Genomic DNA, 26,573 nt, shown 5'->3' on the forward strand with positions numbered 1-26,573 from the left:
CGTTAAAACCCGACGACTTCACGCTTGGTGCCGCGCACCACTTCCACCGTATTGCTCTCGACCTTGGGTGCGGGAGCGGATTGCCGCGGGCGGGCCTGCACCACCGGCGCCGGCCGCTTCACCGCGCCCCCCGACAGGCCGGTCAGCTCCAGGCCGGCATAGGCCTGGTTGTCGGCCAGTTCGAGCGCCTCGCGCTGCTCCTTGGTCAGGCCGTTCTTGCCCGCCAGTACCGGAGGCGGCTCGGGGAACAGGCTCGCATCGGGCGCGGTGGCGTCGGTGGGATTGCGCAGCACGAGCTGCAGCTTGCCGTTCTGCGTGGCCAGCAGCAGGCGATTCACGTCGGCGGTGGGTACCGCCAGCACCGCGGTGCGGGCCGGTGGCGGCGGGTTGTTCGCCCGCACGACGGTCGCGCCGTCGTCCGACGGCGCATCGCCCGCGGCCGACGCGCTGCCATAGGTCAGCACTCGCAGGCGCGACAGCAGCAGCCTGGCTTGCGTCCGGGTCACGTTCTGCCCCTGCCTCAGCGTGAAGAACACGTCCACGAAATCCCCCGGCGCGACACGGTTGCCCGTGCCGACGACCTCGTCGACCGGCACCGCCACCGCCCGTTCACCATCGTTCAGCAACAGCGTCAGGCCCTTGACCAGGATGCTGTCGGTCACGGGCGTGCCGGGGCCGATATCGAACTTGGGAATCTTGCCCGACAGGTCGCTGGTCGCCCGATAGGCGCCCGCCGGATCGATGGGCAGCTCAACGACCTTGAGCGCGCCCGTGTCGATGGGCACGCCACCGGGAAGCAGCTTGTCCGCCACGACCACCGGAATCCGCTTCTCGGACAACGGCGTGGGAGCGACCGCCGGCTTGGCGGCCGGAGCCGGCTTGGTCGCCAGCACGAAGGCATAGCCCCCCAGCAGCACCGCCAGCAACACCAGCATGGCCGCGACGATCTTGGTTACGTTGTTCATCTGCTTGTCGCCTCGATACTCGAAAAAATCTTCACGCGCCGACCCCTGTCACGAGCCCGACGTATTCCTTCCCAACTGCACGGTCGACACGGCCGACAAGTCCTGTGGAATCCAGGCCGTGTTCTCGCCGAACAGGGACTGCAGCCAATTGCCCAGCGGCAGCAGCTCCGGTATCAGCGGATATTTGCGGTAATCGATATAGGTCACGACCAGCGAAGCGCAGCGCAGGCCCGCGGCATAGGTGCACGCCTGGGATGCCCTGAGCTCGCAGGACACGGGTGCCTGGCCCATCGTGGCCCGGCGCCGGGTCAGCCAGTCGACCGACTGCGCCACGGCTCCGCACGCCTCGGCCTGCAGCGATGCCCCTTCCGGCAATCCCGCCAGCCTCGACTGCAGGGCCACGCGGGCACCTTCCTCGGCCGCGCGCGACAGCGACTGCTGGGCGACGAAGATGCAGCCGTAGCTGATGATTCCGAACAAAATGACCAGGAACAGCACGCAGACCAGCGAGAACTCCAGCGCGGCGACACCCCGCTGCGCACGGCCCGGACGGACGGCCTCGAGCAGCGCGGCGCTCATGCCCCGCCTCCGGTCGCACCCAATTGCAGCGCGCCGGGGTCCAGTGCCACCCTGGCCGTCGCGCTCAGCACGTTGGGAACGACGAGGAAGGTGCCGGGCAGCGCAGGCACGAGCGGATTCGCGCTATAGGCATAGCTGACGTTCAGCGTCGCGAAGCACATCTCTTCCTGTCGATAGCCGCAAGCGACCGAAGTCCCCGCGCCCGCCGCGCCCAGCGTCGTCGTGCACGACGACGCCGTATCCAGCGTGCCGTCCGCCTTCAGGCACGGTCCATTGATCGAGGCGGTGCACGTCGGCGTGATGGCCCCACCGCCGATCTCACCCAGCCATGCCGCGCGCAACTTGGCCACTTCGCAGCCATGCTCGAGACGCCCCTGCATCTGCGCCATGAAACCCGTGCCCGCCGCGGCAGGCATGTAATACCGCAAGCTGGCACGCGCGCCCTCCTCGACCGCCAGCGTCAGCGACTGCTGGGTCGTGAAGATCAGGCCGAAGCTCAGTACGCCGTAGAAGACCAGGAAAAAAATAGGGAAGATCAAGGCGAACTCGGTCGCATAGGCGCCCTGCTGCGAGGCGGCGCCCAGCCGTCCATCCTTCGCCCCGGTGCGTATGTCAGCGCGTTTCACCATTGCCTCGCGTTCCGTCCATCTATGTCGCATGCACGGCCCATATCGCGCCCAGGGCGAGATATGCCGCATAGGGGATGCCGGCGCGACCCGCCCGCACACCCGACACCCAGGACGCCATCCGCTGCACCGCAGCAGGACCGCATATCCTTTCCTGCACACCGGCCCACTGCAGAACCGCCCAGTTACCCACCGGGTGATTCCGGTGAACCACCGAAACCAGGGCATGGATGCCGGCCATTCCGCTGCCCAGCAGCCAGGCAACGAGCAAAGGCGTCGGCTCCAGCCAGAAACCCAGTACCGCAAAAAACTTCACGTCCCCCGCCCCCATGGCCTTGAACACATAGAGCGGCACGAGAAAAACCAGCGCCAGCAGCACGCCCACGCCGGCATTCGCCCACTGGCCGGTGAATCCGGCCGGCGCGGTTGCGCCCAGAAGCAGGCAACCCAGTTTGGCCAGCAGTCCCGCCAGGACCAGCCAGTTGAATACCCGGCGGAAAAGCAGGTCACTGCCGATTACCCAGGTACAAAAAACAAGAAACGCGAGAGTTTGGCTGCTATTAACCATGATCACTCGCCCGGGCCGGATCGACCCGGGCGATTTCTCAGTTTTTCGATATCACTCTTCAGCGGGAGTGGTCGGCAGCTTCGCGACCACTTTTCCAAACATTTCCTGGAGCCCGGTACCGAGCTGGGTCAGAACGCCGATGATCACGACGGCGATCAGGCCCGCGATCAGGCCATATTCGATAGCGGTGGCGCCGTCGTCTTCTTTCAGGAATTTCATCACTTGGTTCATTCTAATCTCCATCTCTGAAAAAAAAGGAAACATTTACCTCGGCATTATCAGCCGATTCATTCACGACTGCATTCCTATATTTTCGATGACACCTCCCCAAAGAAAATGCCAGAAAAACGAATATCTCTACAGGCGGTCATTTGCGATTTTCCGGGCGTTGGCGCGAGTAAATGACGTGGTCGACCCGCTGTGCGGCGTTGGTCCGTACTTCCTCGGAACTGCGGTGCAATTCGATGCGCATGACGACCAGCGTCACGGCTGAAATCAGGAACACCGCATAAGGCAGCACGCTGCCGTCCAGTTGCCACCCGGAGAAGGTGCGCGGGGTCGAACAGATGATGGTGCCGGCGGCCACGCCGGTGTAATGCATGCCGCAAACGGCCAGCGCCATGACCACGGCGGCGATGACGCGCTGCAGCTCGCTGGTCAGGTTGAACGCCAGCCAGATGGCCGCGGTGGCGGCGGCCATGGCGATCGCCACCGAGAGCAGCACCAGGGCGATGTTCCAGTCGAAGAAGGCATCCATGCGCATGGAGCCCATGCCGATATAGTGCATGCCGGCCACGCCGAACCCCGCCAGCACGCCCGCCGTCAGGCAGCGGTCGAGGGAGAACCGGGCGCTGCCCACGTACCAGAGCGCGGCGCCGGCGAATGCCACGGCAACGAACAGGCTGAGCAGATTGAGCCAGAGCCCGTAGGCCACGCCCAGCGGAATGAGCTGGGCGAGCATGCCGATGAAATGCATGCTCCATATACCCACGCCACCGAGCGCGATACCCGCCACGATGACATACCCCACGTGCACGCCACTATCCAGCGTCCGGATACGGCTGGCGGCCAATAACGCCACATACGCGCCCAATGCGGAAATCACAAAGGACAGCGCGACCAAGCTAGCGTCAAAACGTAGAGGGAGAATATCTCCAGGCTGCATAGATTCTCTTTTTGTAACGCTCGGTTACGTACACCCTACAGGCATCGTTCCGAGCTTGTCAATATCTGTTTTCCCAAGAATCCGTATTAATCGGATGAAGGCAAGCGCCAGGAAATCGCGAATCTTTCCCCGCATCTTTGTTAATCGCCAGATAATCGCAAACTTGCGATTATTTATTCCGATCGAAAGCCGTTCGATTAAAAGAGTTTTAGTATCTGCCGGTAACGTCCTACAAACGTCCCACTATGAAAAACACCGTCCTACCATTGCGATCGCACCCCTGAGCCGGTATTCATATGGCACACTGCGCGCGATGAAGATCGTTTACGCATATTTGCGCCATATTCCCCAATGACCTCGTTTTCATCGGGAAAACCCGAATTCCGCACGCTTAAACTGGCCGTGTTGATCGCGGGAGCCCTATCTCCTTTAGCGGCACCGGCGGCGGACAGCCCGCTCCGGGGAAACCCTGCGGAATCCCTGCCTCCGGTCTCCGTGCCGGCCCCGGCTCCGGCCCCTTCCGTGTCCGTCCCGGTACCGGCGCAGAACGAAGCGATCCAGGCCCTGCTGGCGCATAGGCTGGTGCCGAAGCAGTTCGACGTCTCCGGCGTCACGGCGCTCGACTTCCAGAAGGTGATCGACCTGCTGGAGCCGCTGGCGGGCAAGGAAATCACCGTTGCGGAGCTGATCCAGCGCACCGATGCCATCACCCAGCTCTATCGCGATGCCGGCTATGCGCTGTCCTTTGCCTTGATCCAGTCGCAAGACTTTCGCGACGGGCTGGTCAAGGTGACCGTGGTCGAAGGCTATGTGGGCAACACGCGGATCGAAGGCGATGCCGGCAACGCCGCAGCCAAGATCCGCGACTATGCCGCGCGCATCGAGGCCGAACGGCCGCTGACCCGGGCCACGCTGGAGCGCTACCTGAACCTGATGACCACGGTGGCCGGCGCCACGATCAAGCCCGAGCTCGCACTGCCCAAGCGCGCCGACGGCTCCACGGAATTGGTCGTGAACGTGGACTACAAGGCCTTCCGCCTGGACACCGGCATCGGCAACCTGGGCACCGGCGTCCATGCCATGCTGACCGCGACGGCCAACAGCCTGACGCCGCTGGCCGAACAGATCCAGGTCACCACGGCGGTGCCGCGCGGCAGCGATCACCTGGAGTACTACGCGGCCAACGTCGCCGTGCCGGTAGGCAGCGACGGCATGACAGTGCGCGCGGAGGCCTACAGTTACGCCGCCAATCCCGAGAACGACAGCCTGAACGCGCAGAACATCGACCGCCGGGTCCGCAACCAGCGGGCCGGGCTCAGCGTAAGCTATCCCTTCCTGCTGGCCAACCGGGAATCGCTGACGGGCACCGCAGGCTTCTACGCCTCGCGCAACAACGACACGTACAGCAGCCGCATCACCGGCAATCAGGTCACGCTCAGCAACCACCTGCGCGTGCTGCGCGGCGAGCTGACCTACGCTCAGGCCACCGACAGGCAATCGCGGCGCATCACCGCCGCGGTCTACAAGGGCGTGGACGGACTGGGCGCGGAGCAGAGCGCGAACAGCAGCTACGACCTGGGCTTCGCGCGCTATACGCTGATGGCCAACCAGAACTTCGCGCTGCCCCATCAGTTCGGACTGGCGCTGGCCGCGCTGGGCCAGTACAGCTCCGATTCCCTGCCCACGTCCGAGCAGGTCACGTTCGGCGGCCAGCGCTTCGGGCGCGGCTATCCCGCCGGCGAGTTGGGCGGGGACAAGGGCTACGGCGCGTCGATCGAACTGAACCGGCGCTTCAGCGTGGGCCTGCCCTACCTGCAAAGCATCACGCCCTACGTGCTGGCCGACTACGCCCGCGTCAGCCTGAACAACAAGAACTTCACACTGGCCACGGACACGCTGACCTCGCTGGCCCTGGGCCTGCGCGTGACCGACCAGCGCCGCTACGCCTTCGACCTGAACCTGGCCAAACCCGTCGGCGACAAGCCGGTCAACAGCAACGGCCGGCCACTGCGCCTGAACGCCAACTACTCGCTGCGGTTCGACTGACTCGCACGCGGTCTTCGTTACGTAACGGGGGGTTCCCTGCTACGTAACGACCCCCCTCATCCCCCCTCTTTTTGTTCCGTTTCCCAGGGAATTTGGGCGCATCGTCTCAGGCGCACGAATTCCCTGAGTTTTCGATTTATCCCCTGTTTGCAAGGTTTTCCAGGTGTTCCGAGGTGGTCGCCACACGTCCCGCCGCTCTTCCGGTTGCACATTGGCACAGCTTTTGCTCGATAGGCGCAGCAGGCAGTGTCGCCGCTTCAGCGATAAGGGGAACAACCATGCACAAAGAACAAACGAAACCGGGTCCTCGCGTCCTGGTAGCCGCCTTGGTACTCGCATTCTCGACATTGGCCGGTTGCTCCGGATCCGGTGCGATCACCTCCGGGTTGGGAGGAGGCTCCGACCCCACCAATCCCAGCAACCCCAACAATCCGGGTGATCCGAACAACCCCAATAATCCGAACAATCCCGGCAACCCGGGGGATCCGGGCAACCCGGGAGATCCGGGTAATCCTGGCAACCCGGGCGATCCCGGCAATCCGGGCGACCCCGGCGGCACCCCCGTTACCGGCGTCCTGGCTCCCACGCTGGGCAACGTCGGCCAGGCGGTCGACAACGTGGTGGACACCGGACTGGCCGGCACGCTGCACAACGTCGGCACCAAGCTCGACGGCGTGGTCGCTCCCGTGGGCGGCACGGTAACGGGCCTCACGCAGCAAGTAGGCGCCGCCACCGGCCTGGGTGCTCCCGTGGACAACCTGCTGACCTCGGTCGGCGGCTCGGTGAAGGATCTCGGCCAATCGCTGGACGACACCGGCCTGCCCGTCAAGCTGGGGCTTGGCGGCGTGGTCGCGGGCCTGGGCGATACCGTCGCCAGCGCCGGCGGCCTGTTGAACGCGTCCGAAGACAATCCCAATCCGCTGGGCAACGTGCTCAGCAACCTGAGCGGCACGGTCTCCACCCTGACCGGCACGCTGGCCTCTGACGATGGCCTGTTGAGCCCCGTCTCGCAACTGCTGAACGGCTTGGGCGAAGGTGGCACGGTCCAGAACCCCGTGCTGCAGCCGGCGCTGGCCAACACGGGCAACGCCGTGGACAATCTCGTCGACCTCAAGCTCGGCCAGACGCTGGGCCAGGTGGGCGCGGGCCTGGATCCGGCGGTCAGCCCCATCGTGGGCACGGCCACACAGCTCACCCAGCAGGTGGGCGACAAGACCGGCCTGGGCGCGCCGGTGAACGATCTCCTCGTCTCGGTGGGCGGCGCCGTCTCCAACCTGGGCGACAGCCTGGGCGGCAAGCTTCCCGTTGCCGGCACCGGCGTCAGCGGCCTGGTCTCCGGGCTGGGCGCGACGGTCGCCAGCGCGGGCGGCGTACTGCATGCGTCCGATGCCAACAAGAATCCGGTCGGCAACGTGTTGACCAACCTGACCGGTTCGGTGGACAGCCTGACGGCCGGGCTCGGCCTGAGCGTCGAAGGCGGACTGGTCGACAAGGCAGGCAGCGCCGCGTCGCCCTCGGCCGCTGGCGCCAACGGCGGCCTGCTGTCCCCGGTCACCGGCCTGCTCGGTGGTGTCACGGGTGGTGACGGCGGCGTCCTGGCCCCGGTCACCAATCTGCTGAACGGCGCCACTGGCGGCGAAGGCGGCGTGCTGGCCCCCGTTACCGGCCTGCTCGGCGGCGTCACGGGCGGCGAAGGCGGCGTGCTGGCTCCGGTCACCAACCTGCTGAACGGCGCCACCGGCGGCGAAGGCGGCGTGCTGGCCCCGGTCACCGGCCTGCTCGGCGGCGTCACGGGTGGCGAAGGCGGCATCCTGGCTCCGGTCACCAACCTGCTGAACGGCGCCACTGGCGGCGAAGGCGGCATCCTGGCTCCGGTCACCAACCTGCTGAACGGCGCCACCGGCGGCGAAGGCGGCGTGCTGGCCCCGGTCACCGGCCTGCTCGGCGGCCTGACCGGCGGCGGCACGGGCGGTGAAGGCGGCCTCCTGCAACCCATCCTGTCCGGCAACCTCGAAGGCCTGCTGGGCGGCAGCAACGGCCTCCTCGCCCCGATCACCAGCGGCCTGCTGGGCGGCATCGGCAGCGACGCCCAGCCCATCCTCCATCCCTCGCTGGCCAACACGGGCAATGCGGTCGACAACCTCCTGCCGCTCAACGCCAAGGAAACCCTGGGCAACGTCGGCACGGCTCTCGATCCGGTCGTCTCCCCGGTTGCGGGCCTGGTGTCCGGCACGACGCAGACGGTGGGCGCGGCCACCGGCCTGGGCGAACCGGTCAACGGCCTCCTGACCTCGCTGGGCGGCAGCCTGAGCGGCGTCGGCACCAACCTGGGCGGCAACGTTCCCGCCGTCGGCACGGGCCTGGGCGGTCTGGTGAACGGCCTGGGCCAGACGGTCTCCAGCGTGGGCGGCCTGGTGCATGCCACGCCCGAGAACACCAACCCGGTCGGCAACGTGCTGACCAACCTGACCGGCGCCGTGAACAGCCTGACGGCTGGTGTCGGCCAGGGCACCGGCCTGGGCGGCGGCACGGGAGGTGGCGAAGGCAACGGCGGCCTGCTGAACCCGGTCACCGGGCTATTGGGCGGATTGCTGGGCGGGTTGGGCAAGCATTGAAAGGAGAGGCCATGCTTCACTGGGAGAACGTAATGAGTTCCTCGAGCCATTCGGTCCACGGATCGATACCCCGGGAACCCGAAGAGACGGACAGCGACAGCCAGGAGATGCTCAACAGCATCGTCACGATGCTGGGCCGCCGCTTGACGGTCTACACCTCGCTATACCAGACAGCATTGGCCGAACGACTGGGGCTGGGCATGGTCGACGTGAAGGCGCTCGAACTCGTCATCGAGTTCGAGCCCATCACGACCGGCCAGCTGGCCTGCCTGGCAGGCATCAGCTCGGGCGGGACGACGGCGGTGATCGACAGACTGGAAGCCACCGGCTTCGTGGTCCGCGACAAGCATCCGCTGGACCGGCGCATCGTCGTCATTCGGCCGGTGCGCGAGAAATGCTCGGAGATCGAACGCCACATGCGGGCCGTGGCCGAAGACGTCGCGCACATCGGTGCCCGCTACGAACGGGACCAGTTGTCCGCGGTCCACGGTTTTCTGGCGCAATGCGTGCATGCGCTCAAGACCGAGGCCCTGGGCATGCTGGGAGAAGGCGGCAACGCTCCGCATCTGGAAGGACGCCGCCATCCCGCGGACGACAAGAGGCGAAGCTAGGCTCCCATCCTCATCCTGACCGATATCTCCATCAGCCCGCGCAAAGCGGGCTTTTTTTGCCGGGCAGGTCAGTCCGCCCTGCGCCCGCGGACGAACCATCCCAGCGACGCCATCTGCAACACCCCCAGGCCCGCGAATGCCACCGCGAACGCCGCGCCTCGGCCCAACCCGGCCTGCGTCAATCCGTCGACGACCACGCCTATGCCCCACTGGATCACGAAGGCGCCGACGAACACGAACATGTTGTAGAGCGTCACGAGCCGCCCCGCCGCCTCGCGGGGAAACTGCGTGGACAGATAGGGCTGCATCAGCATGATGGGTGCCACGCCCGCCGCCATCACCAGCCACAACAGCCATGCCAGCGGTCCGCCGACGAAGGCCAGCAGGAGGATCACGGCGAAGCAGCACAGGTAGCCCGCCAGCGCGACGTTCAACAGGCCGAAGCGCCGTTGCAGCGGCGGGCTCGCGAAGCCCATGACCACATAGCCCAGCGTCATCACCAGCATCATGACCAGCAGCATCGAGGCGCTGCCGGAGGGACTCATGCCCAGGACATCCGTCATCCAGGGTCCGGCCCATAGCGTCTGCAAGGCGATGATGCCGCCCTGCCCGATGGCCGACAGCGGCATCACGCGCAGGATCTCGGGATGCCCGAGCAGTCCCCACAGCGAGACCTGCGCCGCGCCCGAGCGCCCCGTTCCCAGCACGCTGACGTCGTGATCGGGCACGACGCGCCATAGCAGGACCGCGACCACCGCCAGCGACAGCCCCGACAAGAGATGGACGCTGCGCCAGCCGAAATGGCCGGCCAGCGCGGCCGCGGGCGACGTGAAGAACACCGCGCCGCCCGTGCCGGCCACCAGCAGCCACAGTCCCAGCTGCGCCTGCCGCTCCACCGGATAGCAGCGCCGGAAATACGAGAACGGCGCCATCAGGCTGGCCGCCACGCCGGCGCCGATCAGGATCCGTCCCGCCGACGTGACCGCGAAGCTGCCGGCCCAGACCATGACGAAGGACCCCAGGGCGGCGACCGCGAGCAGACAGGCCTCGACCCGCCGCGCGCCGTACCGGTCCAGCCAGACGCCCAGCGGCGCCTGCATGGCTGCCAGGGAAACGAAGAACGCCGAGGACAGCCAGCCGAGCTGCGACTTGCTGAGCGACAAGTCCTGCGTGATGAAGGGCGCCAGCGCGGCATTGACCGAGCGCAGGCCGTAGGAAAAGAAATAGGCGGCGGCGAAACAGGCAAAGATCAACAGGGACTGCCGTCCGCCGATCTGGGGCGGCCGCGTATCGTTATCGTTGGACATGGACAAAGACTGGTCTGCTCGAACGACAAGAATACCCGAGGCGCCGTGAGGGCGTTCCCCGAGGCCGGGCGGCACTTCTGCTACGATAGCCCTGCCGCCTGTCTGGGTGGTGCGTCTTCAGGGCGGGGTGGAAATCCCCACCGGCGGTAGGGTGTCTTCGGACACCGAGCCCGCGAGCGCTTGCCGGCCTCCCGGCAAGGTCAGCAGATCCGGTCCCATGCCGGAGCCGACGGTCATAGTCCGGATGAAAGAAGACGGGAACACGTGCCGCGTACCGGCCTGCGTTCGCGCAGCCATGGGCGGCGCGCCTCCTAAGGCGCTCGAGCGCCATGCCCTGAACGCTTCCTGTGTCCTATGGAGCGTTTTCATGCAGTCCCTGCAACAGTACTTCGAAGCCACCACCGCCGAACAACGGCTGCTCGCGGCCCTGGCCGCGCTGAAACTCGGCCAGCCAGTCGTGCTGCTGGACGACGAGGACCGCGAGAACGAAGCGGACCTCATCATCGCCGCCGAATCCATCACCGAACCCATCATGGCGCGCATGATCCGCGATTGCAGCGGCATCGTCTGCCTGTGCCTGACGCCCGAAAGCGTGGAAGCGCTCGGGCTGCCGCAGATGACCTCGCGCAACCGCAGCCGCAACGGCACCGCCTTCACGGTCACCATCGAGGCCCGCGACGGCGTCAGCACGGGCGTGTCCGCGGCGGACCGGATCACCACGGTGCGCGCCGCGCTGACCGGCGACCCCGCGGCCCTGGTCAGCCCCGGCCACATGTTCCCGCTGCGCGCCGATCCGCGCGGCGTGCTGGGCCGCCGCGGCCATACCGAGGGATCGGTGGACCTGGCGGCGCTGGCCGGCCTCGCCCCCGCCGCGCTGCTGTGCGAGCTGATGCACGAGGACGGCAGCATGATGCGCGGCGACGCGGCGCTGGCCTATGGCCACGAACATGGCTGGCCGCTGCTGACGATCGAGGACATCGTGGCCTGGCGCTCGCGCGCCGACCAGCCGGCCGAGGAAGCCTTGGCCGCCTGAAAGGGCACGCCGCCACCATGCTGATGAAGACTGGTCAGATGCGCGCGCTGGTCGCCTGCGCGCTGCATCGCAGCCTGCGGGCGGCCGCGGAACACCTGGCGCTGTCCCATTCGGCGCTGACCAAGACCATACGCGAACTGGAAGCGGAGCTGGGCGTGCCCTTGCTGGTGCGCAGTTCCCGCGGCATCGAACTGACCCGCTACGGCCAGGTCGCCGCGGCCCGTGCGCAGACCATACTGGCCGACTTGCGCCGCGCGGGCGACGAACTCGCGCAGTTGCGGGGCGGACGGCATGGACGGATAACGGTGGGCGCGTCGGCGTCGATGGCGTTCTTCGCGCTGCCGCCCGCGATCACGCGATTCCGCGAGAAACAACCCGGGATCGAGATCGAAGTCATCGAACTCAGCATGGACCGCACGCCGGCCTTGCTGGAGTCGGGCGTGCTCGACTTCCTCGTCGTCCACCACGAATTGCCCGACCTTCCCGCCGGCTGCGGACACGACATCGCTGGACGCGGTTCGCTGGTCGCGGTGGCCCGGCGGGGACATCCGGCCTCGTCCTCCACCACGCTCGCGGACCTGTCGGGCCATGCCTGGATCTATCCCGGGCAACTGGTGAAAAGGGCCGAGTTCGATCAGGTCTTCGTCCGGACAGGCGCGCCCCCGCCCGCGCAGGTCATGTCGTCGCAGTCGGCGTTCCTGACGCTGCGGCTGCTGATGGACGCGGAGATGATCGCGCTCATGCCCCGGCCCTTCGTGCGGCACGCCCTGTTCGCCGGGCACCTGGCCGAGCTGCCGCTTGCCGATCCGCTGCCGGCCATCGCCGCGGGCACCGTCACGCGTACCGGCATCTGCCTGCCGCCGGCCACCGAGCAGTTCAGGCAGGCGGTGCTCGACGCCATACGCGGGCTCGACTGGTAAGGCGCGGCAACCCACGGTTGCCACCCGTTCGACAAATGTCGCTTCCCCCGTGTACGTCCGCATGGAACAGTGCGGGACGTCGCGGCGCCCCGCCGGGCTGCCGCGCCCATACGACACAGGAGACCCGACCTTGCTACCCAAGCGCATCCATGAACTGATCCTGGCGGGCGCCGCCGCCCTGACCCTGCTGGCCGCCGGCGCCACATCCGCGCAGGCGGCCCCACCCGCGCTGCGGCCCGGCCAGTTGCTCACGGCCAAGCCCCATACCCTCGGCCGCATTCCCGGCGCCGGCCGCACGCTGCTGATCAGCTATGTTTCGACCTCGTTCACGAACCAGCCCACCGTCGTCTACGGCCAGGTCACGCTACCGGATGCGCCACCGCCCCCCGGCGGCTATCCGGTCGTCAGTTGGGCCCACGGCACCACCGGCTTCGCGCCGCAATGCTCGCCCTCGCTGATGGGCCCGGGATCCGCAACCGGGTTGCTGGCGGAACTGGTACGGCGGGGCTACGCCGTGCTGCGCACCGACTACGAAGGCTGGGGCGCCAACGGCGAGCGGCCGCTGCTGCACGGTCCCAGCAACGCCAACGCCGTCGTCGACATCGTCGCGGCGGCCCATGGGCTGGGCGAAAAACTGGCCGACGACTGGCTGGTGGCCGGCCACAGCGAAGGCGGCGGCGCCGCGTTGTGGGTAGCCAGCCGCGAACCCCGTCCTCCCTATCGCCTGCGCGGCGCGCTGGCCTTCGCCCCCACCGGTCCGGGCGTCATGACATTCATGGATGGCGCGGCCGACGGCGGCTTCGTCCACGTGGCCGCCCAGCCCTTCGTGTCGCTGACGGTCCTGGCCGCCCATGCCGTGGACCCGTCCATTTCGCTGGACCAGCTGGTGCGGCCGGACTTCCGGCCGCAGGTCGACGCGGCCCGCCAGGCCTGTCTGGGCGCGCTGCGCGAGCAGCCTCAGCTGCGGCCCGGCCAGTACTTGTCGCGCGGCCGGGAATACGACAAGGTCGCGGCTTTCGTGAACGCGCAGGATCCCTCCCGGCTCGCGATGCGGGTACCCGTCCTGGTCATGCAGGGGGAAAAGGACGAAACCTCGGTCACGCCGCCGACCACCCGGGCCATGATCGCCTCGCTCTGCCAGAACGCCAAGGCGCCCGTCGCGTACCGGGAATATGCCGGCGCCACGCACGGCACCGTCCTGCCTGCGGCCATGGACGATGCCCTGGCCTTCGCGCAGGCGGCCCGCGAGGGCCGCGCCGAAGGCCAGGCCTGCCGCTAGGGCCGCCCTACCCCTGCTGGCCCGACAACGCGGCCGTCCGCTCGTAATGCCGGGCCAGCAGCGCCTTGGCCGCATCCAGGTCCCCCGCCATCACGGCCTCGAAGATGGCCCGGTGCTCGTCCAGTTCGTTGCGCCGCTTGTAGGCCTTGCGCGCCGCCAGTTGCCGATAGCGGTAGGCGCGGTCGTAGAGCTGTTCGCAGAACCCCATCAGGGTCGGCGACCCGCACGCGGACAACAACGCGAAGTGGAACGCGCGATGTTGCCGCTCCCACACCGGGTTCTCTTCATAGCTGTCCTCGTCGACCGAGCGCGGCGTGCGCGACAGGCGGTGGAAGGCGATCAGCAACTCTTCTTCCCATTGCGGACCGCGCCGGGCCAGCCCTTGCTCCAGCGCCAGCGACTCCAGCGCCACGCGGTTGCGCAGGATGTCCTCCAGTTCGTCCGCCGACACCGCCGCGGCCGCGAACCCGCGCTGGTCGTTATGGACGGCCAGCCCTTCGGCGACGAGGCGGCTGAGCGCCTCGCGCAGGGGGCTCGCGCCTATGGCGTAGTGCTGCCGCAGGCGATGCATCAGCAGCTTCTGCCCGGGGGGCCACAGACCGTCTAGCAGATCGGCGCGCAGGCGTTCGTAGATCTGCACGGTCATGCTGGGAGCGATATCGGCATCTAGCATGCGGGGGTTTTCCTCAGGTTACCGACATTATTTTAGCTCGATAGAATTTTGTCGATATTTTTCTCCATATGGAGTTTTATCGACAATGGTTCATCCTTTCGTTTCCTACACACTCCCAGGCCAGGACACGGTCCGCATCGGCGTGGTCGCGGACGGCAGCGTCGCCGAAATCGCCGATTCCGGCCATCCGTTCAAGCCCGGAGCCCTGGCGGCGCTGGCCGCGCAAGGCCCGCAAGCCATGCGGGAAGCCGCCGACCGCGCCCTGGCGGGCGCCAAGCGCGTTCCGTTGGCCGAGGTCCGGCTGCTGCCCCCCGTGCCCCAGCCCGGCAAGATCATCTGCCTGGGCCTGAACTACGCTGACCATGCCGCCGAAGGCGGCAACGCCAAGCCCTCGTATCCGAGCTTCTTCATGCGCGGCGCCACCTCGCTCATCGCCCACGGCGCGCCGCTGCTGCGCCCCCGGGTCTCGGACAAGCTGGACTTCGAGGCCGAGCTGGCGGTGGTGATCGGCAAGCGGGCGCGGCATCTCACGCCGGAGGACGCCCTGTCGGCGGTGGCGGGCTACGCGTGCTTCAACGACGCGACCCTGCGCGACTACCAGCGCCGCACCGCGCAATGGACCATAGGCAAGAACTTCGATGGCACCGGCGCCTTCGGACCGTGGCTGGTCCCGGCCGACGCGGTGCCTCCCGGCGCCTCGGGCCTGAAGATCGAGTCGCGCCTGAACGGCCGCGTCATGCAGAGCGACAACACCTCCAACATGCTGTTTCCCGTGGCCGAAACGCTGTGCCTCCTGACCGAGGCGCTGACGCTGGAACCCGGCGACGTCATCGCGATGGGCACGCCCGCCGGCGTGGGCTATGCGCGCAAGCCGCCGGTATGGATGCAGCCCGGCGACCGCATCGAGATCGAGATCGAAGGCCTGGGCATCCTGGCCAACACCGTGAAGGACGACGCATGAGCGACACCGCAACACACCCGGACACCCCGCGCATCACCCGCCTGCCCGACGATTTCCGCTGGCCGGGCGGCAAGCGCATCGCCGTGATCTTCAACATCGCGTTCGAGGCCTGGTCGGACGGCCAGGCGCCGGGCATCGGCCCCATGGGCAACGTGCTCAAGCCGGGCTACTTCGACACCAACGCCCACTCGTGGGCCTCGTTCGGCGTCAACCGCGGCATTCACCGCCTGATCGGCATCGCCGAGAAGCACGGCGTGAAGACCAGCGTGATGGTCAACGGCGTCATCTGCGAACGCGACCCCGCCACGGTGCGTCGCATCGCCGAACTCGGCCACGAGATCGTCAACCACTCGTGGGGCATGGACGTGATCCCGGTCTACCTGGACGAGGCCGCCGAACGCGCGAACCTGCGCCGCAACCACGACCTGCTGGCCGGCACCTCGGGCACCGCGCCCACCGGCTGGATCAGCCCGCGCGGCACGGGCAGCCTGATCAGTTCGCGGCTGCTGGCCGAGGCCGGCTATCTGCACCACGGCGACATGAACGACGACGACCGGCCCTACGTCATGGACTTCGGTCAGCACCGCATCGTCGCCATCCCGCTCACCATGGACGTCAACGACCTGCCCACCTGCATCCGCTACGGCCAGGGACCGCGGCACATGCTGGAGACCTTCGAGGACTGCTTTGCCGCCTTCCGCGAACGCGAGACCGCGCCCTTGATGCTGGACGTCACCGCCCATACGCACGTCATGGGCCGCCCCTCGGGTGCCTGGGTCTACGACGAGATCATGGGCCGCGTGGCCAAGGCCGGCGACGTCTGGGTCGGCACGCGGCAGGAGATGGCCCGCCACGTCCTCGACACGATCTGAACAGCGCTTCGCGCACGGAGGAGACAACATGACATCCCTACGCACCGCCGCGGCCGCACTGGCCGCCTGCGGCCTGGCATGGCCCGCCCTGGCGCAGGCGGAGGCGGCATGGCCCGCCAAGCCCATTCGCTTCGTCGTCGCATTCGCGCCCGCCGGCCCGGCCGACATCATCGCGCGTTTGCTGGGGCATCGCCTGGGCGAAGCCCTGGGCCAGAGCATCGTGGTGGAGAACCGCCCGGGCGCCGGCGGCTCCGTGGCTTCGGCCGCCGTGGCGCGCGCCGATCCCGACGGCTACACCCTGCTGATCAACACCAGTTCCTATGCCGTCAATCCTGCCATGCAGCGCAATCTCGGCTTCGACGCCGAGAAGGACCTGACGCTGGCGGCGCTGGTGGCCTCGAGCCCCAACCTGATCGTGACCGCGCCCAACCTGAAGGCCAGGACGCTGCAGGAGGTCATCGCCGCGGCGAAGTCCGGCGACTACAACTACGGCACGGCCGGCGCCGGCACCACGCCGCACCTGACCGCCGAATACCTGTTCAAGGTGCTGGCCCGCACCCCCGTCACCCACATCCCGTACCAGGGCGCCGGCCCCGCCCTGACCGCGGCCGCGGCCGGACAGACCCAGCTCGCCAGCGTGGCCCTGCCGGCGGCGGTGGAACTGGTCAAGGCCGGCAAGGTGCGCGGCCTGGTCGTGACGGGCGGCAAGCGCTCGGCGGCGCTGCCCGAGGTGCCCACCGTGGCGGAATCGGGCTTTCCCGGTTTCGCCGATGTCACCTGGGTAGGCGTGTTCGCGCCGGGCAAGACGCCCGATGCGGTGCTCCAGCGCCTGAACGACGAAGTCGCGCGCATCCAGCGCGACCCCGACTTCCAGGCCAAGCTGGCCGCCACGGGATTCGAGCCGCTGGGCGGCACGTTGCCGCAAGCCAGGCAATACCTGCACGACGAACTCGCCAAATGGGCCAAGGTCGTGAAGGAAACCGGTGCCCAGGTGAACTGACCGGCGGCCGATGGAAGGGTTATGCTCGCCCAGTACCGATCCAGGAGACGAGCATGACCCAACCCGACCGCACCGCGCTTGGCGGCAGCTACAACGAATCCCTGTTCGAGCGGGGCCTGGCCACCCGCCGCGAGGTGCTGGGCCGCGAACACGTGGACGCCTCGCTGGCCAAGGCCGCCGAGGACCCGCTACGCATGGAACTGCAGCAACTGGTCACGCAGCATTGCTGGGGCGACGTCTGGAATCGCCCGGGGCTGGACCGCCGCACCCGCAGCTTCCTGAACCTGGCCATGATCACGGCGCTGAACCGTCCGCACGAGTTGCGGCTGCACGTGCGCGGCGCGATCAACAACGGCCTGACCAAGGAAGAGATCAACGAGGTCTTCCTGCAGGCCGCCATCTACTGCGGCGTGCCCGCGGCACTGGACAGCCAGCGGGTGATGCTGGAGGTGTTCGCGGAAATGGGGATCTGAAGGCAAATCTATCTATTCTTAAAAAGAATAGATCGAAACAAAAAACATATTTGCCCAACTGTTTGTTCGGAGACTATCTTCTGCCGCTATTGACCAACCAACGCCGCGGACACGCGGCGTCCAGCGAGGTAAGGCAGATGACCACCACCTACCGCATCGGGCAGATCGTCCCCAGCTCCAACACCACGATGGAGACCGAGATCCCCGCCATCCTGACCGCTCGCCAGAACCACGAGCCCGAGCGGTTCACCTTCCACTCGAGCCGCATGCGCATGCAGAAGGTGACCAAGGAAGAACTGGCGGCCATGGATCGCGACTCCGACCGCTGCGCCATGGAATTGGCCGACGCCCGGGTCGACGTCATGGGCTATGCCTGCCTGGTCGCCATCATGAGCATGGGCCTGGGCTATCACCGCGTCTCCGAAAAGCGCCTGCATGAGCGCACGGTCGAGGCCGGCGGCCCCGCCCCCATCGTCACCAGCGCGGGCGCTCTCGTGGGCGGCCTGCACGCCATCGGCGCCAAGCGCGTGGCGATCCTGACGCCCTACATGAAGCCCCTGACGCAGCTCGTGATCGACTACCTGGCGCACGAGGGCATAGAAGTGGTCGACAGCATCTCGCTGGAGATTCCCGACAACCTGGACGTGGGCCGCCGCGATCCGCTGGCGCCCCTGGAGATCACCAAGCGCCTGAACACGGCCGGCGCGGATGCCGTCGTGGCGTCGGCCTGCGTGCAGATGCCTTCGCTTGCCTCCATCCAGGGCATAGAGGACCGCGTGGGCATGCCCGTGGTTTCGGCCGCGGTGTCCACCGCCTACATGATGCTCAAGTCGCTCGGCCTCAAGACCCGAGTGCCCGGCTTCGGCTCGCTGCTGTCCGGCAAGTACTGACGCTGCATTCGAAATGCCAGGCAACCTGATGCCGGCCCGCGGCGGACGTCCTAGTTGCCGTCCTGCCACCGGCTCAGATCGCTCTCCTCCAGCATGCGCACGAACGCCTCCGCCACGCGGTTGGTCTCATTGCAGCGCTGTACGACGTACACACCCGAGCGCGGCATGCCGCCTTCGAGCGTGCGGTACACGCAATCGTCGCGGGCGCAGGCAACCGAGCGCGGTACGAACCCCACGCCTATGCCTGCCGCCACGAGACTCATGATGGCGGGCACTTCCAGCACCCATTGCACGACCCTGGGCGCGAAACCCGCCTGGATGCAGCTGTCGAACAGCAGCCGGGCAAAGGCCGACGACTCCGTGCGCAGCATGATGAACGGCTCGGCCGACAGGTCCGACAGCTTGAGGCGTTCCTCTTCCGCAAGGCGATGTCCCGCGGGCAGCGCCACGACGATGGGATCATTGAACAGCAGCTGGCTGCGCAGCACCGAATCGTTGACCGGCGTACGCGAGATGCTCAAATCGATGCCGCCCCGGCGCAGCTCGTCCAGTTGATCGGCGGGCCGAGACTCATGCAGCACGATCGACACGCCTGCATTCGACTGCATGTACCTGGCGATCAGGCTGGGCAGCGGCCCCTGGAACTGCGAGCCGGACAAACCGATGTCGATGCGGCCCGCCAGGCCGCTGCCCACGGAACGCGCGCGGTCGCATGCGACGCTCAGGCGATCCAGGATCGATCGCGTATCGTTCAGGAACACCTCGCCCGCGGGGGTGAGCTGCACACTGCGGCTGGTACGCGTAAAGAGCGGAACGCCGATCTCTTCTTCCAGCTGCGCGATCTGGACGCTGAGCGGCGGCTGCGAGATGTGCAGCCGCCGCGCGGCCTTGGTAAAGCTCAGTTCCTCGGCCAGGGCCACGAAGTAGCGAAGGTTGCGCAGTTCCATAAACGATATCGCCCTCAACAAGGCATTCCATGCTAGACCAGGACAACATCCGCAGCGGTTTCAACGGCACCCTGTCATTCGGCCGCCGCCCCGCGCTGCTGATCATCGATTTCCAGCGCGGCTTCACCGAGCCGGCGCTCAGCCCCCTGGCATCCGACTGTAGCGCGGCCGTGCTTGCCACCAACGACCTGATCGATGCCATGCGCGGCGTGGGCACGGTCATCTTCACGCTGCTCGGCTACCAGCGCAACCTGAGCGACATGGGCGCATGGGGCAGGAAATGCACCTCGCTCGACACGCTCATCCAGGGTACGCCCACCTGCGAGATCGATCCACGCCTGCACTACGACCCCGCGACCGATCTCGTACTGCGCAAGACCCAGGCTTCCGCCTTCTTCGGCACGCCGCTGTCCGCGCTGCTTGCGGCCCGCCAATGCGACGCCCTTATCGTTGCCGGGGCCACCACCAGCGGTTGCGTGCGCGCCAGCGTGGTCGATGCCATGCAGAACGCATTCCCGCCTTTCGTGGTGCAGGAGTGCGTGGCCGACCGCTCCGCCGCGCAGCACGCAAGCAACCTGATCGACATGCAGAGCAAGTACGCGGAAGTGGTCCCGCTGGCGTGGATGCGCCAGATGCTGGAACCGTTGAGAAACCCCGGTACCAAACAAAAAACCCCTTGATTTCTCAAGGGGTTTTTCGGCAAATCTGGCGGAAGCGGTGGGATTCGAACCCACGATGCAGTTTTAGCCGCATACTCCCTTAGCAGGGGAGCCCCTTCGGCCACTCGGGCACGCTTCCGAAAGAGCCGGCAGTGTACCACGGTCCGAGGGGGGATCCAGCCGCCGGCGGCCGAAAAATTTGCAGTTTTCCCCTGGCACCGGGTGCCCCGCGGCGGCGCGATCAGACTACTGCGCGGCGCCCTGGTCCAGGCCGAACGCCTTGTGCAACGCACGCACGGCCAGTTCCATGTACTTGTCCTCAATGACCACCGAGGTCTTGATCTCGCTGGTGCTGATCATCTGGATGTTGATGCCCTCTTCCGACAGGGTCCGGAACATCAGGCTGGCGATGCCGGCGTGCGAACGCATGCCGATACCGACGATGGAGACCTTGCAGACCTTGTCGTCGGACACGACTTCGCGCGCGCCGATGGCCTGGACGACCTTGCCGTTCAGGACGTCCAGCGCCTTCTTGAACTCGCCGCGGTTGACGGTGAAGGAGAAGTCGGTGGTGCCGGCAACGGACTGGTTCTGGACGATCATGTCGACGTCGATGTTGGCATCGGCGATCGGGCCCAGGATGGAGAAGGCGATGCCGGGCTTGTCCGGCACGGCCACGACCGTGATCTTGGCTTCGTCCCGGCTGAATGCGATGCCGGATACAACGGCGGCTTCCATTTTCTCGTCTTCCTCAAAAGTAATCAGGGTGCCCGACTTCATTTCTTCGTCGAGCGAAATCATCGGATCGGTCAGCGACGACAGCACGCGGGTAGGCACGCGGTACTTGCCGGCGAACTCGACCGAGCGGATCTGCAGGACCTTGGAGCCCAGCGAGGCCATCTCCAGCATTTCCTCGAAGGAAACGACGTTCAGGCGCCGGGCTTCGGGCACGACGCGCGGATCGGTCGTGTAGACGCCGTCGACATCGGTGTAGATCAGGCATTCCGCGGCCTTGAGCGCGGCCGCGACGGCCACGGCCGACGTGTCCGAGCCGCCCCGGCCCAGGGTGGTGATGTTGCCGGCGTCGTCCACGCCCTGGAACCCGGTGACGATGACCACGCGGCCGGCATCGAGGTCGGCGCGGACGCGGGTATCGTCGATCGAGGAAATGCGGGCCTTGGTATAGGCGGAATCGGTGCGCACCGGAACCTGCCAGCCGGCATAGCTGCGGGCGTCCACGCCCTGCGCCTTCAACGCCATGGCCAGGAGCCCCACGCTGACCTGCTCGCCCGTGGAGGCGATCATGTCGAGTTCGCGCGGATCGGGCTGTTCCTGGATTTCCTTGGCCAGGCCGATGAGCCGGTTGGTCTCGCCCGACATGGCCGAGGGAACCACCACGATCTGGTGCCCGGCGGCGTGCCATTTGGCCACGCGCCGTGCCACGTTCTTGATGCGCTCGACCGAGCCCATCGACGTACCGCCATACTTGTGAACGATTAGTGCCATTATCTTGTGTCGCTTAACGCATGCTTGAGCCTGGACTGCCTGGGGGGGTGGCCGGCCAGATGGCCGGCAAAGCCTGTTTCACCAGAGAAAAGGCTAACCATAAATGGTAGCCCAGCTGCGGCAATTCCGCAAAACGGCGGGATTCGGGCCGATGGCCCCGGAATGCCGGGCCTTGGCGGTCAGGACGTCACGGTGGCGCCGGGGTGGTCGGGCACCCATTCCAGGCGTATGCCCGGCGACGCCTGCGGCAGCCGCGCATCGGCGCCCAGCCCGGCGGCATAGGCCATGATTTCGCCACGGTAGAGCAGCGGCAGGCGTTCGCGCTCCCAGGTGGGGATACCCCGTTCCTGATAGAGGTTCTTCAGGCTGCGGCTGGGGCTCTGGGCCGTCACCTTCAGCCGCTCGCGGCCCCGGCGCCAGCGCATGATCAAGGCCGTGTTGCGCAGCCAGTCCGGGGCGATGCCCGACGCCTCGACGGCGAACACCAGCGTGCCGCCCATGGCCTCGAGCCGGATGGCGGATTCGCCGGCCCACTTGAATTCGACGCCGGCCGCCTGTACCACCGGCGGCGCATTCTCCCTGCTGTCCACGATGACATGATCCCGATAACGGCGCACCTGCCTGTCGCCATGGCGCAGCAACAGTTGCCTGTCGTGCGCCGCGTCCTGCAATTGCCTGGCCATTTCCCGCAAGCGGGCCTCCGACGGCGCGGCCATGTCGTGGCCGGCCAGCCAGAGCCGCAGCACCATCGCCCTGCGCGCGGGCGCCAGCCGGTTCAGCCCCGACAGGCGCAGCGCGCTGCCGTAGGGAGGGCGCGGCTCCTGGATCGCGTCCAGGTCGGACTGCGCCACCTCCCGCAGCAAGGCCGCCGTCTCGGCGGACCGGCGCGCGTAGCGGTCCAGGGTCGCGCGGTACCCCGGCCAGTGGCGCTCGATGGCGGGCAGGATTTCCGCGCGCAGGATGCCCCGGGCGTAGCGGGCATCGAGGTTGCTGGGATCCCGGACAGCCTCGAAACCGGTGCGCGCCGAATAGGCGTGCATGAACGCAAGTATCCGACTTCTGGGCACCGCGAGCCAGGGACGAAGGTAACGAATCCCATCCTTGCGCGTTTCACCCGCCATCGCCCCCATGCCGTCGGTGCCCGCGCCCCGCAGCAGCCGCAGCAGCACGGTCTCGGCCTGGTCGTCCAGGTGGTGGGCAAGCAGGATGGTGTCGATGCCGGTTTCGGCCGCCATGGCGGCCAGGGCACGGTAGCGGGCGTCGCGCGCCGCGGCCTCGGTGCCGGCGGGATCGGCGGGATCCACTCGCACCCGGCGCACGTCCAGCGGCAGGCCCAGGCGGCCCGCCAGATCGGCCGCCAGGCCGGTCCAGGCATCCGCGTCGGGATGCAGGCCGTGGTGGACATGGAACAGCCGCATTGCCACGCCCCGCCGCGCGGCCCACTCGGCGGCCTTCACGGCCAGCGCTGCCGAGTCCGGGCCGGCGCTCAAGGCGACGGCGAACCGCTCCGCCACCGGGGGCATGGCATCCAGCGCCCGGTCCAGCAGCTCGGACGCGTGCAGGGCCGCTACGTCCGCGCCGACGTCAGGACTGGACGGTTTCCTTGAAGCGGCCATAGGCCATGACCCGCTCGAGACGCGTGGTGACCAGATCGCCCGCCTTGACGCCCTGGAACTGGCGCAGCGCGTCGGACAGGGCGCGCCGCAGCAACTGGGCCATGTGCTTGGGGTCGCGATGGGCGCCGCCGACGGGTTCGCTGACGATCTTGTCGATCAGGCCCAGGGCCTTCAGGCGATGCGCCGTGATGCCCAGCACCTCGGCGGCCTCGGAGGCCTTTTCCTGGCTGCGCCACAGAATGGACGCGCAGCCTTCGGGCGAGATGACCGAGTAGGTGGCGTATTGCAGCATCAGCACGCAATCGGCCACCGCGATGGCCAGCGCCCCGCCCGAGCCGCCTTCGCCGATGATGGTGGTGATGATGGGAACCTGCAGCTCGGCCATCGCATACAGGTTGTGGCCGATGGCCTCGGACTGCCCGCGGGCTTCGGCGTCGATGCCGGGATAGGCGCCCGGGGTGTCGACGAAGGTGAAGACCGGCAGGCCGAATTTCTCGGCCAGGCGCATCAGCCGCAGGGCCTTGCGATAGCCCTCGGGCCGCGGCATGCCGAAGTTGCGCGCCGCGCGCTCTTTCGTGTCCCGGCCCTTCTGGTGGCCGATGATCATGCAGGGCATGCCGTTGAACCGCGCCATGCCGCCCACGATGGAACGGTCGTCGGCGAACATGCGGTCGCCGTGCAGTTCATGGAAATCGGTGAAGATGTCCCGCACGTAGTCCAGCGTATAGGGACGCTGCGGATGACGCGCCACCAGGGCGGTCTGCCACGGCGTCAGCTTGGAATAGATGTCCTTGGCCAGCGCCTGGCTTTTCTGCTGCAGCCGGCTGATCTCCTCGGAGATGTCGACGGCGGAATCGGCCTGCACGAAGCGCAGTTCCTCGATCTTGCCCTCGAGCTCGGCCAGCGGTTGTTCGAATTCAAGAAATGCGTTGCGCATCAGGCCCTCCCATGGGGCAGCGGACGCCCCAGGCGTCCAACGTCGTTCATCACCAACTCAATCACTCCAAAACCCCCACCCACCCCGCCCCAGACTCAGGGCGCCGCGGATCCGGCTTTGCCGGTCCGCCAGCGCCGCCCCCTTGAGGGGGCGCCCGAAGGGCGTAGGGGGTGGGCCTTCCTTGCGCGCGTCAGCGCGTAGGGGGGGGTAAGCTCTTCCAGAGATACCACGTTGCCACCGTGCACCACGGCTTCCAGGCCTGGGCCACTTCCCTGGCCTCGAAACGCGACACGGGTTCGCCGCTGAAATAGTGCAGCGAAATGGCGCGCAGCAGCCCCGGGTCGTCCAGCGGCAGAATATCCGGCCGCCGCAGATTAAAGATCAGGAACATATCCGCTGTCCAGCGACCGATGCCACGAATCGCGGTCAATTCGGCGATGACCGCCTCGTCGTCCATCTCGGTCCACAGGTCGGGATGCACCAGGCGCTGCTGGAAATGCACGGCCAGGTCCAGCAGGTATTCGGCCTTGCGCTGCGACAGGCCGGCCTCGCGCAGGCCGGCCAGGCCCAGCTTGCCCACCACCCCGGGGGTAACGCGGCGGCCGCAGGCGGCCATGCAGCGCTCCCAGGCGGCATCGGCGGCCTTGGTCGAGATCTGCTGGCCGATGATGGCGCGGGCCAGCGTCAGGAAAGGCTCGCCCTGGGTGGCCAGGTGGACCTCGGGATGCTGGGGGATCAGTTTTTTCAGGATACGGTCGCGCTTGAGCAGGTGCGCGACCGCGGCGTCCCAGTACGGGGGCTTGTCGGTGCCGGCGAAAGAGGCGGCGGGCACGGACCCGCCCGGCTCGGCCGTGGCATGGAGCTTCATGTTCAACATCTGGTGTTCAGCGGTTCGCGGCACTCAGGCTCGACGCCATACGGTGACGCCGCCCGGCTTGTCCTCGAGGACGATGCCATCGGCCAGCAGTTCGGCGCGGATGCGGTCGGCGGCCGCGAAATCCTTGTCCTTCTTGGCCTGCGCGCGCTGGGCGATACGGGCCTCGATGTCCGCGGCGCCGCCGCCCTGGTCGGCCGTCGTGCCCTGCAGGAAGGCGCGCGGCTCCTGTTGCAGCAGGCCCAGCAGGCCGCCCAGGGCCTTGAGCTGGCCGGCGGCACGGGGCGAAGCGGTCTTGTTGACCTCGGCGGCCAGGTCGAACAGCACGGCGATGGCTTCGGGGGTATTGAAATCGTCGTCCATGGCGGCGCGGAAGGCCTGCCCGGACGCGTCATCCCAGTCGGCGCCCCGCGCATCGGGCTCGGCATTGCCCAGCGCGGTATAGAGCCGGGTCAGCGCGGCCCGGGCATCGGCCAGGTTGTCGGCGGCATAGTTCTGGGGACTGCGGTAGTGGCTGCGGACGACGAAAAAGCGCACCACCTCGGCGTCGTAATGCTTGAGCGTATCGCGCACGGTGAAAAAGTTGCCCAGCGACTTGGACATCTTCTCGGCATCGACCATGAGCGGACCGCAGTGCATCCAGGCGTTGGCCAGCGTGCCGCCATAGGCGCCCTCGCTCTGCGCGATCTCGTTCTCGTGATGGGGAAACTTCAGGTCGGGCCCGCCGCCGTGGATGTCGAGCGGCATGCCCAGCAATTCGCGGCTCATGGCCGAGCATTCGATGTGCCAGCCCGGGCGCCCCGGCCCGTACTCGGATTCCCAGCGGGACTCCGGAGGTTCGGTGGGCTTGGCGGACTTCCACAGCACGAAGTCCAGCGGATCGCGCTTGGAGGTGTCGACCTGCACCCGTTCGCCGGCTCGCAGGTCGTCCAGCGACTTGCCGGAAAGCTTGCCGTAGCCGGGAAACTGGCGCACCGCGTAATTCACGTCGCCGTCCTCGGCCCGGTAGGCCAGGCCCTTGTCCTCGAGCAGGCGCACGATCTCCAGCATCTTGCCCACGTGTTCGGTGGCGCGCGGCTCGAAGTCCGGCGGCTGCACGCCCAACGCCTTCTCGTCCTCGTGCATGGCATCGATGAAGAAGCCGGTGACCTCGGAAATGCGCTTGCCGGTCTCGACCGCCTTGCGGATGATCTTGTCGTCGATGTCGGTAATATTGCGGACGTAGGTGACCTGGTAGCCGCTGGCTCGCAGCCAGCGCTGCACCACGTCGAAGCTGACCAGCATCCGCGCGTGGCCGAGATGGCAGTAGTCATACACCGTCATGCCGCAGACATACATGCGCACGCGCCCCGGGTCCACCGGCTGGAAAGGTTGCTTGGCACGAGCGAGCGTATTGTAGATATGGAGCATGGGGGGGACCACCCCCTACGCGCTTCGCGCGCCCCCTCGAG

26 protein-coding genes, 1 tRNA gene and 1 riboswitch are annotated in these 26,573 nt (G+C 67.3%); of the genes, 12 read left to right on the top strand and 15 right to left on the bottom strand.

Going from position 1 to position 26,573, the window contains the following annotated elements:
- Nucleotides 1-2: 2 nt before the first annotated feature.
- The 6 genes from cpaB to WKR98_RS25250 all read right to left on the bottom strand — a co-directional run bounded on the left by cpaB (nt 3) and on the right by WKR98_RS25250 (nt 3,903).
- The gene (gene cpaB, locus WKR98_RS25225) at nt 3-965 is read right to left on the bottom strand and encodes a Flp pilus assembly protein CpaB (RefSeq protein WP_124688862.1); all 963 of its coding nucleotides are present in this window, start codon (nt 963-965) and stop codon (nt 3-5) included.
- 48 nt (nt 966-1,013) lie between these two features.
- Complete coding sequence (locus WKR98_RS25230; protein WP_124688861.1) at nt 1,014-1,544, bottom strand: TadE/TadG family type IV pilus assembly protein; 531 nt, start codon at nt 1,542-1,544, stop codon at nt 1,014-1,016.
- On the bottom strand, nt 1,541-2,173 hold the full coding sequence (locus WKR98_RS25235) for a TadE family protein (protein WP_124688860.1): 633 nt from the start codon (nt 2,171-2,173) through the stop codon (nt 1,541-1,543). The genes WKR98_RS25230 and WKR98_RS25235 overlap by 4 nt, the downstream gene beginning before the upstream one ends.
- Nucleotides 2,174-2,192: 19 nt before the next feature.
- Nucleotides 2,193-2,738 (bottom strand): A24 family peptidase, encoded by a 546-nt coding sequence (locus WKR98_RS25240; protein ID WP_124688859.1) that lies wholly within the window; start codon nt 2,736-2,738, stop codon nt 2,193-2,195.
- A 51-nt stretch (nt 2,739-2,789) separates the two neighbouring features.
- The gene (locus tag WKR98_RS25245) at nt 2,790-2,969 is read right to left on the bottom strand and encodes a Flp family type IVb pilin (RefSeq protein ID WP_124688858.1); all 180 of its coding nucleotides are present in this window, start codon (nt 2,967-2,969) and stop codon (nt 2,790-2,792) included.
- 136 nt (nt 2,970-3,105) lie between these two features.
- Nucleotides 3,106-3,903: an MHYT domain-containing protein gene (locus WKR98_RS25250; RefSeq protein WP_341434989.1), complete on the bottom strand. Its 798-nt coding sequence runs from the start codon at nt 3,901-3,903 to the stop codon at nt 3,106-3,108.
- Nucleotides 3,904-4,425: 522 nt separating this feature from the next.
- Between WKR98_RS25250 and WKR98_RS25255 the strand changes: the two genes are divergently transcribed.
- The 3 genes from WKR98_RS25255 (at nt 4,426) to WKR98_RS25265 (ending at nt 9,175) form a co-directional block, all read left to right on the top strand.
- Nucleotides 4,426-5,949 (top strand): ShlB/FhaC/HecB family hemolysin secretion/activation protein, encoded by a 1,524-nt coding sequence (locus WKR98_RS25255; RefSeq protein WP_341434990.1) that lies wholly within the window; start codon nt 4,426-4,428, stop codon nt 5,947-5,949.
- 278 nt (nt 5,950-6,227) lie between these two features.
- Nucleotides 6,228-8,564, top strand: a complete 2,337-nt coding sequence (locus WKR98_RS25260; protein ID WP_445936161.1) for a beta strand repeat-containing protein — start codon at nt 6,228-6,230, stop codon at nt 8,562-8,564.
- 32 nt (nt 8,565-8,596) lie between these two features.
- Nucleotides 8,597-9,175, top strand: a complete 579-nt coding sequence (locus tag WKR98_RS25265) for a MarR family winged helix-turn-helix transcriptional regulator (protein ID WP_238160345.1) — start codon at nt 8,597-8,599, stop codon at nt 9,173-9,175.
- 68 nt (nt 9,176-9,243) lie between these two features.
- Here the strand turns inward: WKR98_RS25265 and WKR98_RS25270 are convergent, their stop codons facing one another.
- Nucleotides 9,244-10,482 carry an MFS transporter gene (locus tag WKR98_RS25270; RefSeq protein WP_124688852.1) on the bottom strand — a complete coding sequence of 413 codons (1,239 nt, stop codon included), beginning with the start codon at nt 10,480-10,482 and terminating at the stop codon, nt 9,244-9,246.
- Nucleotides 10,483-10,591: 109 nt separating this feature from the next.
- A riboswitch (FMN riboswitch) is annotated at nt 10,592-10,742 on the top strand.
- Nucleotides 10,743-10,849: 107 nt separating this feature from the next.
- On the opposite strand from WKR98_RS25270, the gene ribB reads away from it, so the two are divergent.
- The 3 genes from ribB to WKR98_RS25285 all read left to right on the top strand — a co-directional run bounded on the left by ribB (nt 10,850) and on the right by WKR98_RS25285 (nt 13,714).
- The gene (gene ribB, locus WKR98_RS25275) at nt 10,850-11,515 is read left to right on the top strand and encodes a 3,4-dihydroxy-2-butanone-4-phosphate synthase (protein ID WP_341434992.1); all 666 of its coding nucleotides are present in this window, start codon (nt 10,850-10,852) and stop codon (nt 11,513-11,515) included.
- A 17-nt stretch (nt 11,516-11,532) separates the two neighbouring features.
- Nucleotides 11,533-12,435 (top strand): LysR family transcriptional regulator, encoded by a 903-nt coding sequence (locus tag WKR98_RS25280; RefSeq protein WP_341434993.1) that lies wholly within the window; start codon nt 11,533-11,535, stop codon nt 12,433-12,435.
- A gap of 130 nt (nt 12,436-12,565) precedes the next feature.
- The gene (locus tag WKR98_RS25285; protein ID WP_341434994.1) at nt 12,566-13,714 is read left to right on the top strand and encodes an alpha/beta hydrolase family protein; all 1,149 of its coding nucleotides are present in this window, start codon (nt 12,566-12,568) and stop codon (nt 13,712-13,714) included.
- 7 nt (nt 13,715-13,721) lie between these two features.
- Here WKR98_RS25285 and WKR98_RS25290 read toward each other — a convergent pair whose 3' ends face one another.
- Entirely contained in the window at nt 13,722-14,387 is a 666-nt protein-coding gene (locus tag WKR98_RS25290) for a GntR family transcriptional regulator (RefSeq protein ID WP_341434995.1), read from the bottom strand.
- 85 nt (nt 14,388-14,472) lie between these two features.
- On the opposite strand from WKR98_RS25290, the gene WKR98_RS25295 reads away from it, so the two are divergent.
- The 5 genes from WKR98_RS25295 (at nt 14,473) to WKR98_RS25315 (ending at nt 18,583) form a co-directional block, all read left to right on the top strand.
- Nucleotides 14,473-15,348 carry a fumarylacetoacetate hydrolase family protein gene (locus tag WKR98_RS25295; RefSeq protein ID WP_341434996.1) on the top strand — a complete coding sequence of 292 codons (876 nt, stop codon included), beginning with the start codon at nt 14,473-14,475 and terminating at the stop codon, nt 15,346-15,348.
- Nucleotides 15,345-16,220 (top strand): polysaccharide deacetylase family protein, encoded by an 876-nt coding sequence (locus WKR98_RS25300; protein WP_341434997.1) that lies wholly within the window; start codon nt 15,345-15,347, stop codon nt 16,218-16,220. Before WKR98_RS25295 ends, WKR98_RS25300 begins: the two co-directional genes overlap by 4 nt.
- A 28-nt stretch (nt 16,221-16,248) precedes the next feature.
- Complete coding sequence (locus tag WKR98_RS25305) at nt 16,249-17,220, top strand: tripartite tricarboxylate transporter substrate-binding protein (RefSeq protein ID WP_124688846.1); 972 nt, start codon at nt 16,249-16,251, stop codon at nt 17,218-17,220.
- Between the two features lie 53 nt (nt 17,221-17,273).
- On the top strand, nt 17,274-17,693 hold the full coding sequence (locus tag WKR98_RS25310) for a carboxymuconolactone decarboxylase family protein (RefSeq protein WP_124688845.1): 420 nt from the start codon (nt 17,274-17,276) through the stop codon (nt 17,691-17,693).
- A gap of 137 nt (nt 17,694-17,830) precedes the next feature.
- Entirely contained in the window at nt 17,831-18,583 is a 753-nt protein-coding gene (locus WKR98_RS25315; protein ID WP_124688844.1) for a maleate cis-trans isomerase family protein, read from the top strand.
- A 50-nt stretch (nt 18,584-18,633) separates the two neighbouring features.
- On the opposite strand, the gene WKR98_RS25320 is transcribed toward WKR98_RS25315, so the two are convergent.
- Nucleotides 18,634-19,530: a LysR substrate-binding domain-containing protein gene (locus WKR98_RS25320; protein ID WP_124688843.1), complete on the bottom strand. Its 897-nt coding sequence runs from the start codon at nt 19,528-19,530 to the stop codon at nt 18,634-18,636.
- A 29-nt stretch (nt 19,531-19,559) separates the two neighbouring features.
- On the opposite strand from WKR98_RS25320, the gene WKR98_RS25325 reads away from it, so the two are divergent.
- On the top strand, nt 19,560-20,210 hold the full coding sequence (locus tag WKR98_RS25325) for an isochorismatase family protein (protein WP_341434998.1): 651 nt from the start codon (nt 19,560-19,562) through the stop codon (nt 20,208-20,210).
- 26 nt (nt 20,211-20,236) lie between these two features.
- On the opposite strand, the gene WKR98_RS25330 is transcribed toward WKR98_RS25325, so the two are convergent.
- From WKR98_RS25330 to cysS, 6 genes are all read right to left on the bottom strand, one after another.
- A tRNA-Ser gene (locus WKR98_RS25330) sits at nt 20,237-20,328 on the bottom strand.
- 107 nt (nt 20,329-20,435) lie between these two features.
- Nucleotides 20,436-21,695, bottom strand: coding sequence for an aspartate kinase (locus WKR98_RS25335; RefSeq protein ID WP_130359580.1), 1,260 nt, complete (start codon nt 21,693-21,695; stop codon nt 20,436-20,438).
- Nucleotides 21,696-21,874: 179 nt separating this feature from the next.
- A complete protein-coding gene (gene tilS / locus WKR98_RS25340) occupies nt 21,875-23,311 on the bottom strand; it encodes a tRNA lysidine(34) synthetase TilS (protein ID WP_341434999.1) in 1,437 nt (478 codons plus the stop codon).
- Nucleotides 23,280-24,248 carry an acetyl-CoA carboxylase carboxyltransferase subunit alpha gene (locus WKR98_RS25345; RefSeq protein ID WP_124688839.1) on the bottom strand — a complete coding sequence of 323 codons (969 nt, stop codon included), beginning with the start codon at nt 24,246-24,248 and terminating at the stop codon, nt 23,280-23,282. Before WKR98_RS25345 ends, tilS begins: the two co-directional genes overlap by 32 nt.
- Before the next feature lie 190 nt (nt 24,249-24,438).
- The gene (locus WKR98_RS25350; protein ID WP_124688838.1) at nt 24,439-25,116 is read right to left on the bottom strand and encodes a DNA-3-methyladenine glycosylase family protein; all 678 of its coding nucleotides are present in this window, start codon (nt 25,114-25,116) and stop codon (nt 24,439-24,441) included.
- 33 nt (nt 25,117-25,149) lie between these two features.
- Nucleotides 25,150-26,532, bottom strand: a complete 1,383-nt coding sequence (cysS, locus tag WKR98_RS25355; protein ID WP_341435000.1) for a cysteine--tRNA ligase — start codon at nt 26,530-26,532, stop codon at nt 25,150-25,152.
- Nucleotides 26,533-26,573: the final 41 nt, after the last annotated feature.

The sequence above is a fragment of the Pigmentiphaga sp. YJ18 genome (genome assembly GCF_038066655.1).
In the GTDB taxonomy this organism is placed as follows: domain Bacteria; phylum Pseudomonadota; class Gammaproteobacteria; order Burkholderiales; family Burkholderiaceae_B; genus Pigmentiphaga.

Bases quoted from the DNA above. Each gene is read 5' to 3' on its own strand.
- WKR98_RS25260 (WP_445936161.1), top strand. From the start codon at position 6,228: ATGCACAAAGAACAAACGAAACCGGGTCCTCGCGTCCTGGTAGCCGCC.
- cpaB (WP_124688862.1), bottom strand. From the start codon at position 965: ATGAACAACGTAACCAAGATCGTCGCGGCCATGCTGGTGTTGCTGGCG.
- WKR98_RS25310 (WP_124688845.1), top strand. From the start codon at position 17,274: ATGACCCAACCCGACCGCACCGCGCTTGGCGGCAGCTACAACGAATCC.
- WKR98_RS25250 (WP_341434989.1), bottom strand. From the start codon at position 3,903: ATGCAGCCTGGAGATATTCTCCCTCTACGTTTTGACGCTAGCTTGGTC.
- WKR98_RS25305 (WP_124688846.1), top strand. From the start codon at position 16,249: ATGACATCCCTACGCACCGCCGCGGCCGCACTGGCCGCCTGCGGCCTG.
- WKR98_RS25350 (WP_124688838.1), bottom strand. From the start codon at position 25,116: ATGAAGCTCCATGCCACGGCCGAGCCGGGCGGGTCCGTGCCCGCCGCC.
- WKR98_RS25235 (WP_124688860.1), bottom strand. From the start codon at position 2,173: ATGGTGAAACGCGCTGACATACGCACCGGGGCGAAGGATGGACGGCTG.
- cysS (WP_341435000.1), bottom strand. From the start codon at position 26,532: ATGCTCCATATCTACAATACGCTCGCTCGTGCCAAGCAACCTTTCCAG.
- WKR98_RS25345 (WP_124688839.1), bottom strand. From the start codon at position 24,248: ATGCGCAACGCATTTCTTGAATTCGAACAACCGCTGGCCGAGCTCGAG.
- WKR98_RS25315 (WP_124688844.1), top strand. From the start codon at position 17,831: ATGACCACCACCTACCGCATCGGGCAGATCGTCCCCAGCTCCAACACC.
- ribB (WP_341434992.1), top strand. From the start codon at position 10,850: ATGCAGTCCCTGCAACAGTACTTCGAAGCCACCACCGCCGAACAACGG.
- WKR98_RS25290 (WP_341434995.1), bottom strand. From the start codon at position 14,387: ATGCTAGATGCCGATATCGCTCCCAGCATGACCGTGCAGATCTACGAA.
- WKR98_RS25240 (WP_124688859.1), bottom strand. From the start codon at position 2,738: ATGGTTAATAGCAGCCAAACTCTCGCGTTTCTTGTTTTTTGTACCTGG.
- tilS (WP_341434999.1), bottom strand. From the start codon at position 23,311: ATGGCCGCTTCAAGGAAACCGTCCAGTCCTGACGTCGGCGCGGACGTA.
- WKR98_RS25325 (WP_341434998.1), top strand. From the start codon at position 19,560: ATGCTAGACCAGGACAACATCCGCAGCGGTTTCAACGGCACCCTGTCA.
- WKR98_RS25335 (WP_130359580.1), bottom strand. From the start codon at position 21,695: ATGGCACTAATCGTTCACAAGTATGGCGGTACGTCGATGGGCTCGGTC.
- WKR98_RS25280 (WP_341434993.1), top strand. From the start codon at position 11,533: ATGCTGATGAAGACTGGTCAGATGCGCGCGCTGGTCGCCTGCGCGCTG.
- WKR98_RS25270 (WP_124688852.1), bottom strand. From the start codon at position 10,482: ATGTCCAACGATAACGATACGCGGCCGCCCCAGATCGGCGGACGGCAG.
- WKR98_RS25295 (WP_341434996.1), top strand. From the start codon at position 14,473: ATGGTTCATCCTTTCGTTTCCTACACACTCCCAGGCCAGGACACGGTC.
- WKR98_RS25320 (WP_124688843.1), bottom strand. From the start codon at position 19,530: ATGGAACTGCGCAACCTTCGCTACTTCGTGGCCCTGGCCGAGGAACTG.
- WKR98_RS25245 (WP_124688858.1), bottom strand. From the start codon at position 2,969: ATGAACCAAGTGATGAAATTCCTGAAAGAAGACGACGGCGCCACCGCT.
- WKR98_RS25265 (WP_238160345.1), top strand. From the start codon at position 8,597: ATGAGTTCCTCGAGCCATTCGGTCCACGGATCGATACCCCGGGAACCC.
- WKR98_RS25300 (WP_341434997.1), top strand. From the start codon at position 15,345: ATGAGCGACACCGCAACACACCCGGACACCCCGCGCATCACCCGCCTG.
- WKR98_RS25230 (WP_124688861.1), bottom strand. From the start codon at position 1,544: ATGAGCGCCGCGCTGCTCGAGGCCGTCCGTCCGGGCCGTGCGCAGCGG.